2 protein-coding genes are annotated in these 1,442 nt (G+C 53.8%); both read right to left on the bottom strand.

What is annotated here, in order from left to right:
* Positions 1–809, bottom strand: an 809-nt coding sequence (locus tag A3730_RS20420; RefSeq protein WP_156501274.1) for a GMC family oxidoreductase, incomplete at its 3' end; no start/stop codon positions are given.
* Positions 809–1,442 (bottom strand): cytochrome P450 (locus A3730_RS20415; protein ID WP_156501273.1); only part of this gene is annotated, 634 nt, incomplete at its 5' end. The genes A3730_RS20415 and A3730_RS20420, both read right to left, overlap by 1 nt.

Here is a 1,442-nt window from a genome sequence, read left to right as displayed (position 1 = left end):
GAGTTGAATGCACCGCCGCATAGGATAACCTCCCGCTTGGCATGAGCTCTAACCAAACTTTTTGCGTGGCGATACTCGACACCAATAGCGCGAGCCCCATCAAACAGCACGCGGGTAACATGTGCATCGCTGCGAATGGTCAAGTTAGATCGACCCTCAGCAGGCTCAAGATAAGCACGCGCATTACTGCAACGGGAACCATCCTTCTGATAGGTGTAGTAATAGCCGACGCCTTCCTGATCAGGGCCGTTGAAGTCCCGATTGCGTCGATACCCCGCCTGTACTGATGCCTCGACAAACGCCGTACTCAACGGGTTTGTATAACGCCGCTCCGCCACATTGAGAGGGCCATCCTTACCATGGAATACTGCCGTACCCGGCACCGTCTCAGGCTCGTAATGTTCTGACTTACNAAAATACGGCAGCACCTCGGCGTATGACCAACCGTGACACCCCTGCCGTGCCCACTCGTCGTAATCCCTGGCGTGACCACGGATATAGACCTGGGCGTTAATCCCGCTCGAACCGCCAAGCATCTTGCCCCGCGGCTGGAACAACGAACGACCGTACATGTGACGCTGTGGCTCGGTATAGAACTGCCAGTTGAAACGGCGACTGAACATCAACTGCAAAAATCCCAGCGGCGTGTTGACGAAAGGGTTGCGGCGACTCTCCGGCCCGGCTTCGAGTAGCAACACCGAATAGAGGCCACTCTCGGACAAACGATTGGCTACCGCGCACCCTGCCGAGCCAGCGCCCACAACGATATAGTCGAATTCTTCAGTCGCCAGCCCGGTCAAACTTTTCATTAATTTTTTGCCGTCAGTTTGACCATCAACTTCGAATAACCGCGCACGAAGTTGGACTGTACACGCTCCGGCTCGCCAACCACTTCGATATTTTCGAAGCGCTTGAGCAGTTCTTCCCACAAAATGCGCAATTGCAGTTCGGCCAGGCGGTTACCCATACAACGATGAATACCGTAGCCAAAAGAAATATGGTTGCGTGCATCCTTGCGATCAATAATGAGTTGATCGGGGTTGTCAAACTTGCGTTCGTCTCGATTACCTGAGGCATACCACATTAACACCCGGTCCCCTTTCTTGATGGTCTGGCCACGAAGTTCTACGTCCTGTGTCGCGACCCTGCGCATGTTGGCCAGTGGAGTTTGCCAACGAATGATTTCCGAAACCATGTTCGGAATCAGGTCCGGATTAGCCTTCAGCTTGGTGAACTCCTCGGGGAATTGATTCAAGGCCAAGACACCACCGCTCATGGAATTCCTTGTGGTGTCATTGCCGCCAACGATGAGCAGAGCCAGATTCCCGATAAACTCCATCGGCCGATTGATCAGGTCTTTTGTGTCGTCGTTGCTCTGCAACATATTGATCAAGTCAAAACCGGGTTCTTCGCCGGCTGCACGACGTGCCTCCTTGTCTCGC

The organism is Alcanivorax sp. HI0044 (assembly GCF_001634945.1).
This window is presented reverse-complemented; position numbering and strand designations above follow the sequence as displayed.